General features: G+C 67.6%; 8 protein-coding genes. 3 read left to right on the forward strand and 5 right to left on the reverse strand.

Translation table 11 applies throughout. The features are described 5' to 3' along the window. The first annotated feature begins 17 nt into the window (after positions 1 to 17). Together phoB and N8I71_RS19585 are read left to right on the forward strand one after the other, a co-directional pair. Positions 18 to 704 carry a phosphate regulon transcriptional regulator PhoB gene (phoB, locus tag N8I71_RS19580; protein ID WP_262879728.1) on the forward strand — a complete coding sequence of 229 codons (687 nt, stop codon included), beginning with the start codon at positions 18 to 20 and terminating at the stop codon, positions 702 to 704. Next, positions 697 to 1,422, forward strand: a complete 726-nt coding sequence (locus N8I71_RS19585) for a winged helix-turn-helix domain-containing protein (protein ID WP_262879729.1) — start codon at positions 697 to 699, stop codon at positions 1,420 to 1,422. Before phoB ends, N8I71_RS19585 begins: the two co-directional genes overlap by 8 nt. Positions 1,423 to 1,425: 3 nt before the next feature. Here the strand turns inward: N8I71_RS19585 and N8I71_RS19590 are convergent, their stop codons facing one another. Beyond that, positions 1,426 to 1,869: a hypothetical protein gene (locus N8I71_RS19590; RefSeq protein ID WP_262879730.1), complete on the reverse strand. Its 444-nt coding sequence runs from the start codon at positions 1,867 to 1,869 to the stop codon at positions 1,426 to 1,428. Positions 1,870 to 1,980: 111 nt separating this feature from the next. Between N8I71_RS19590 and N8I71_RS19595 the strand changes: the two genes are divergently transcribed. Next, positions 1,981 to 2,595, forward strand: a complete 615-nt coding sequence (locus tag N8I71_RS19595; RefSeq protein ID WP_262879731.1) for a rhodanese-like domain-containing protein — start codon at positions 1,981 to 1,983, stop codon at positions 2,593 to 2,595. 28 nt (positions 2,596 to 2,623) lie between these two features. Here the strand turns inward: N8I71_RS19595 and N8I71_RS19600 are convergent, their stop codons facing one another. The 4 genes from N8I71_RS19600 to uvrB all read right to left on the reverse strand — a co-directional run bounded on the left by N8I71_RS19600 (position 2,624) and on the right by uvrB (position 6,260). Then, positions 2,624 to 2,947, reverse strand: a complete 324-nt coding sequence (locus tag N8I71_RS19600; protein WP_262879732.1) for an EamA family transporter — start codon at positions 2,945 to 2,947, stop codon at positions 2,624 to 2,626. Positions 2,948 to 3,037: 90 nt separating this feature from the next. Next, a complete protein-coding gene (locus tag N8I71_RS19605; protein WP_262879734.1) occupies positions 3,038 to 3,328 on the reverse strand; it encodes a hypothetical protein in 291 nt (96 codons plus the stop codon). Beyond that, a complete protein-coding gene (locus N8I71_RS19610; RefSeq protein WP_262879736.1) occupies positions 3,325 to 3,903 on the reverse strand; it encodes a hypothetical protein in 579 nt (192 codons plus the stop codon). The genes N8I71_RS19605 and N8I71_RS19610 overlap by 4 nt, the downstream gene beginning before the upstream one ends. 188 nt (positions 3,904 to 4,091) lie before the next feature. Further along, positions 4,092 to 6,260 carry an excinuclease ABC subunit UvrB gene (gene uvrB, locus N8I71_RS19615; protein WP_262879738.1) on the reverse strand — a complete coding sequence of 723 codons (2,169 nt, stop codon included), beginning with the start codon at positions 6,258 to 6,260 and terminating at the stop codon, positions 4,092 to 4,094. Positions 6,261 to 6,525 lie beyond the last annotated feature (265 nt).

A 6,525-nucleotide genomic window follows, 5' to 3' on the forward strand; every position in this document is an offset into this window, starting at 1 on the left:
CTGGCGGAGGCTGAGGCATGGCCGGCGAACCCCTGGTCCTGGTGGTCGAGGACGAACCCGCACAGCGCGAGGTTCTGGCCTACAACATCCGCGCGGAAGGCTACGAGGTCGTGACCGCGGAGACGGGCGACGAGGCACTGGTCGTGGTGCGCGAGACGCCGCCCGATGTCATCATCCTCGACTGGATGCTGCCCAACGTCTCGGGGATCGAGGTCTGCCGGCAGCTCAAGATGTCGGGCGACACCGCGCGCATTCCTGTCATCATGCTTTCGGCGCGCTCGGAGGAAACGGACAAGGTCCGCGGGCTCGAGACCGGGGCCGACGACTATGTCGTGAAACCCTACTCGATCGCAGAGCTTCTGGCGCGGCTCAGGACGCAGCTGCGCCGCACCCGTCCGGCGGCGGTGGGCGAGCGTCTCGAGTTCGAGGATATCGTCGTCGACCTGGCCGAGCATCGCGTCTATCGCGACGGCATCAGCCTCAGCCTCGGGCCGACCGAGTTCCGGCTTCTGACCGCGTTCATGGAACGCCCCGGCCGTGTCTGGAGCCGCGAGCAGCTTCTAGACCGGGTCTGGGGCCGCGACATCTACGTCGACAGCAGAACCGTCGACGTTCACGTGGGACGCCTCCGCAAGGCGCTCAGGGCCGCGGATGCGGGCGATCCGATCCGGACCGTGCGGGGCGCCGGCTACGCGCTTGGCTGAACCGGTCGGTACGGGAATGGCCGCCGCGCCTGACTCCGGCCTTCGGCTCTACGTCGGTTTCCGCGGGTTCGCCGCAGCCTTCGAGCCGGCGCTGCGCCCGTTTCTCGAAGGACCGGGAAAGGCCCTCACCGGGCTCAGCGAAGCGGTGGATGAGGGCGACCTTCTTCTCGACGTGACGGCCGCACGGCCCGACTACGTGCTTGTGTCCGACACCGGCGAGGCAAGGGCGCTTCTGCGCGAAATCGCGGCCGCCGCACGCACCGCCACGCTCGGGGTCCTGACCGTCGGCCAGACGTCGCCGGGCAACCTGCCCCCCGGTCTCATCGCCGACCGGATCGCGCCGGGCGAAGACCCGCTGGAAACGGCGTTGACGCTCCGGGCGCTCATGCGGCGGTGCAGGCCGCAGTCGATGTTGGGCCGGGCCGAACACGGCGATCTCGTTCTCGACGAGGCCTGCCTGACCTTCGCCATAAAGGGCGAAAGCGTCGCGCTCAGTCTCGAGGCCTTCGGCATTCTCGGCGCGATGATGGACGATCCCGGCCGGACCTGGGACCGCGCGCGCCTGCACGCCCTCGTTTTCGGGCGCGACTCCGACAACGATATCCGTGCCATCGACACGCGCATCAGCCGCGCACGCAGGCAGGTGATTGCCGCGCTCGGCCGCGACCCGATCAGGACAGAGCGGGGCGTTGGCTATGCCCTTGTGGCCGAACCCTAGAGGTCAGGCCGAGGGTGCGGTGGTGCAGGCGCGGAAGGCCGCGACTTCCGGCGCAGCGCCCGACAGGTCGAGCGCCACGACTGCGGTTCCGGCGAACGCCAGCGCGACGTCGTTGAACTCCAACCCGTCCAGAACGTTGCCAAAGCCCCTGTCCGTCACGCCGAGGGTGCGCCCCTCCTCCGAAAGGACATGCCGCGTCGTGGTGATCATGTTTGGCTGCGCGCCCTCGAACCGCATGGCGAAAACGGGACCTTCGGGCCAGGGCTCCGCCCGCCTGATCGATATGCTGTAGAGCGGCAGGCTCGGATCGTAGGTCAGCCGCACCTCGGCGCCGTCGCCCGCGTGCTCGAGCGTGCAGAGCGGGCCGTCCACTCCGGCCTCCCAGGCGGAGGCGGCCGTGTGGGACGCGGCGAAGACAAGGGCGGCAATTGCGATGGAGCGTGTCATCTACGGCATTGTGGGGCGTATCGCGCCCGGGGCAAGGGCAGCGTGCAGCCGGAGGTTGACGGAACACGCTGGAAAGGTGACGCTGTCAACATGAGTCAAGGGAGGACGACTATGGCACGATGGACCCTGCCCGGCGCCACGGCGCTGGCAGCTTTGCTCGCCGCTGGAACCGCGTTGGCCGATCCGGTGGGCCTGACCCCCGACATGATGTCGGTCACGGTCGAGACCACCTCGGGTTCGGTCGAGATCATGCGCGAGCAGGACAACGCCCACCGTCTTGAAGGCGACTGGACGCTGACGTCGCGGCCATGTCCGAATTTCTGCATCCAGCCGATGATCCCCGCCGAGGGCGTGACGCCCGTGGGCGAGCTGGAGGTTCTGGCCGCGCTGCAGGATCCGGACACCGTCGTGATCGATGGCCGTATCCGCCCCGAGTTCGAGGCCGGCACCATCCCCGGCGCCGTCTCGGTCCCCTACACGGAGGCCGCCGACCGCCTGGGCGAGCTTGGCTGCGAGGTCGATTTCGACGGCTGGCTCTGCGAAGGCGAGAACGTCGCGAAGGTGGTCCTGTTCTGCAACGGCCCATGGTGCGGGCAGTCGCCGACGGCGGCACGGCGGATGATCGAGGCGGGCTTTCCGGCCGAGAACATCAGCTACTACCGTGGCGGCATGCAGAACTGGAACATGCTGGGCCTGACCGTGGTGCCGGGCGGCGCGGGCGGCTGAAGCCGCCACGTCAGCCGGACCCGTACGGTCAGCCGACCCGCACCATCAACAGCATCGCCGTCAGCGCGCAGCCGATGCCGGCGCATTCGCGCAGGCCCAGACGCTCGCCGAAGAACAGCGCGCCGATCAGGGCCAGCGCGACGAGCGTGAGCATCGAGTAGGCGACCCCCGCCTGCCCGAGCGTGAGGTGGCGCATCGCCGCGAACCACAGAAGCGCCGAGACAGCGTAGAGCAGCACCCCGAGGCCCACGGCGACCGAGAAGGCCCCGTGGCCCCGGTCCGCGGCAAGCTTGAGGACGTAGTCGCCGACGATCACGACCGTCGCGGTGAAGGTGATGAATCCGAGACCCATGAGGAATTGAGGCATTGCACCATGCCCTGCGTCAGCTGCGCAGGCCTCCCTTTCAGAATGCCCGATGCTCGCCCATGTGTGCGTCGCCGATCAACGGAGGGAATCCACACCCCCGTCCCGTGCCCTGACGACGAAGTGCATCCGCCCGTCCGGATCCGTGGCGCCCCGCGCGATCACCCAGGTCTTGAGCGGGATCGACGTGCCCTTTGCCGTGCGATGCGCGTCGATGGTCAGCCGGTCGCCCGTCAGCCTGCCTGCCACGCGGGTCCCGTCCGCGAAGGTCAGCGAAACGGGCCCATCTCCGAGCGGCGCCCCGGCCGTCCCGCGGGCTCCCGGATAGAGGTGGCTGTGGGTCGCGGCGAGGTCCTGTGGCGCGGTCACTTGTCCGGCGGCAGCGGCAGCGTCAGGCCCGGCGCGCGGCTGATCTGGTAGTTCGCGGTCACCGGCATGCCGTTGATGACATAGGCGTAGGAGATTTCCAGCACCTGCCCCGTAGCCGCGTCGACGAGGTAGCCCACCGTCGCCTGCGGCCCGAAATGCGGCGTCGGCCCGAGCGTGCCTTCGATCGCCACCGTCCCGTCGCCCTCGGTGCAGGTCGCACCTTCCACGGCGGCCGCCGCGGCCTGCCGCTGATCCTCCATGCCTTGCGCGGCCTCGTCGGCATCGGTCTCCCACGCGAGCGTCCATCCCCCCGCGCCGTCGGCGGTCCAGGCGGCGCCCTCGTGGTGGAGCGTCGCGGGCTGACCGGGTGGCGTCAGCGGTTCCACCAGGAAATGCCGGTCGGAGACGAAGGACTGCCGGTAGGTCTGTTCCATCCCCGCCATGACGTTGGTGTTCATGGCGGTGTAGGGGCCATCGGCGGTGAGGTCGGTGGCCAGCAGGGATTGCAGGCGTTGGGTGCAGTCGTCGGCCAGCGCGGCGGTGGGGAGAAGGAGAAGGAGGGGAAGGAGGCGCATGGTGTGGGCCTTGGGTCGGAGCGGTTTGGGCGAGGATAGCATGGGGAGGGGGTGGCGGGACAAGTCCTGCCCCAGGCTATTGGCCGCCGGTCAAGTTCGGCTGGCGATCGCGAGGAGTGGCGCCTGGCTACCGAGCAAGCGCCACGGCCTGTGGAATGCCTCCGGCATGACGCGCGCCATTGGAAGCCTCACCTCCCCCTTCTGGCCTTCCCCCCGCGCTGCCCGGGTCGTCCGGCCGTACTCCGACCGCGCGCCTTGACGGCCTCCTCGCTCGCCGCCTCCACCGCCGATTGCCGCGCGAGCGGGTCGTCCGCCACGGCCAGTTCCACCGCTTCCAGCCGCTTGATCTCGTCGCGCATCCGCGCGGCTTCCTCGAACTCGAGGTTCTCCGCCGCCTTCCGCATCTTGTCGCGCAAGCCGTCGAGATGCGCCCGCAGGTTCGCGCCGACCAGCGGCTTCTCGACCTTCGCCGTCACGCGGTTCATGTCGACGTCGCCCTTGTAGACGCCGGCCATCACGTCATCGACGTTCTTGCGGATCGTCTCGGGGGTGATCCCGTGTTCCTCGTTGTAGGCCTGCTGCTTGGCGCGGCGCCGGTCGGTCTCGCGGATCGCGCGCTCCATCGAGCCGGTGACACGGTCGGCATACATGATGACCTTGCCGTCGGCGTTCCGGGCCGCGCGTCCGATGGTCTGGATCAGCGAGGTCTCGGAGCGCAGGAACCCCTCCTTGTCGGCATCGAGGATCGCCACGAGCCCGCATTCCGGGATATCGAGCCCTTCGCGCAAAAGGTTGATGCCGACCAGCACGTCGAAGGCCCCAAGGCGCAGGTCGCGCAGGATCTCGATGCGTTCGAGCGTGTCGATGTCCGAATGCATGTAACGCACGCGGATGCCCTGTTCGTGCAGGTATTCCGTCAGGTCCTCGGCCATGCGCTTGGTCAGCACGGTCGCGAGCACGCGGTAACCCTTCTGCGCGGTATGGCGGATCTCGTCGAGCAGGTCGTCGACCTGGGTCTCGACCGGCCGGATCTCGACCTGCGGATCGAGAAGGCCGGTGGGCCGGATGACCTGCTCGGTGAAGACGCCGCCGGCCTGTTCCAGCTCCCAGTCGGACGGGGTCGCGCTGACGAAGACCGATTGCGGGCGCATCGCGTCCCATTCCTCGAACTTGAGGGGGCGGTTGTCCATGCACGAGGGCAGGCGGAACCCGTGCTCGGCCAGCGTGAACTTGCGCCGGTAGTCGCCGCGATACATGCCGCCGATCTGGGGCACGGACACGTGGCTTTCGTCGGCGAAGACGATGGCGTTGTCGGGGATGTATTCGAAGAGGGTGGGCGGCGGCTCGCCCGGCGCGCGGCCGGTCAGATAGCGCGAGTAGTTCTCGATCCCGTTGCACGACCCGGTGGCCTCCAGCATCTCGAGATCGAAATTCGTCCGCTGCTCAAGCCGCTGGGCTTCGAGTAGCTTGCCCTCGCCGACAAGCTGCTCCAGCCGCTGGGCAAGCTCGGCCTTGATGCCCTTCACCGCCTGCTGGAGCGTCGGGCGCGGGGTGACGTAGTGCGAATTGGCGTAGACGCGGATCTTCTCGAACGTGTCCGTCTTCGCGCCGGTCAGCGGGTCGAACTCGGTGATGCTCTCGAGCTCCTCCCCGAAGAAGGAGAGTTTCCAGGCGCGATCCTCTAGGTGCGCCGGCCAGATCTCCAGGCTGTCGCCCCGCACGCGGAAGGAGCCACGCTGAAACGCGGCGTCGTTCCGGCGGTATTGCTGTGCCACGAGGTCGGCCATCACCTTTCGCTGATCGTATTCGCGCCCGACATGGAGGTCCTGCGTCATCGCCCCGTAGGTCTCGACCGAGCCGATGCCGTAGATGCAGGAGACGGAGGCCACGATGATCACGTCATCGCGCTCCAGAAGCGCACGGGTGGCCGAGTGGCGCATCCGGTCGATCTGCTCGTTGATCTGGCTTTCCTTCTCGATGTAGGTGTCCGAACGCGGGACGTAGGCCTCGGGCTGGTAGTAGTCGTAGTAGCTGACGAAATACTCGACCGCGTTCTCCGGGAAGAAGCTCTTGAACTCGCCGTAAAGCTGCGCGGCCAGCGTCTTGTTGGGCGCAAGGATGATCGCGGGGCGCTGCGTCTCCTCGATCACCTTGGCCATGGTGAAGGTCTTGCCGGTTCCCGTTGCGCCCAGCAGCACCTGGTTCTGGTCGAGGTCGCGGATGCCCTGGGCCAACTCGGCGATGGCCGTGGGCTGGTCGCCCGCGGGCTTGAACTCCGAATGCATCACGAAGGGGCGGCCACCCTCGAGCTTCAGATGGTCGCGCAGCCGGTCCACCGACCGGCCCGTGTCCGGCATCTGTTCGGGCGAGTTGTTATGCATCGGTCTTCTCCTGCAGACCCTTAGAATGATCGCTTTTTGTTCACCTTCAAGTGGTCGCCGTCCGCAAGTTGCATCCATCCGGCTTGCCCCTTCAAAAGGTTAACGAAACGTCTCGAAACTGCCTTCGATTTTTACAACTTTAGGGAGAATTTTTTCTTGCAATGCTCCCCTGCGTTGCCTAACCTTTCCCTTGCAAGCAGCAGAAGCGGTTGCCGGGCGGAGCCGAACACCCACCCACCCC

The organism is Roseicyclus sediminis (genome assembly GCF_025515305.1).
GTDB lineage: Bacteria > Pseudomonadota > Alphaproteobacteria > Rhodobacterales > Rhodobacteraceae > Roseibacterium > Roseibacterium sediminis.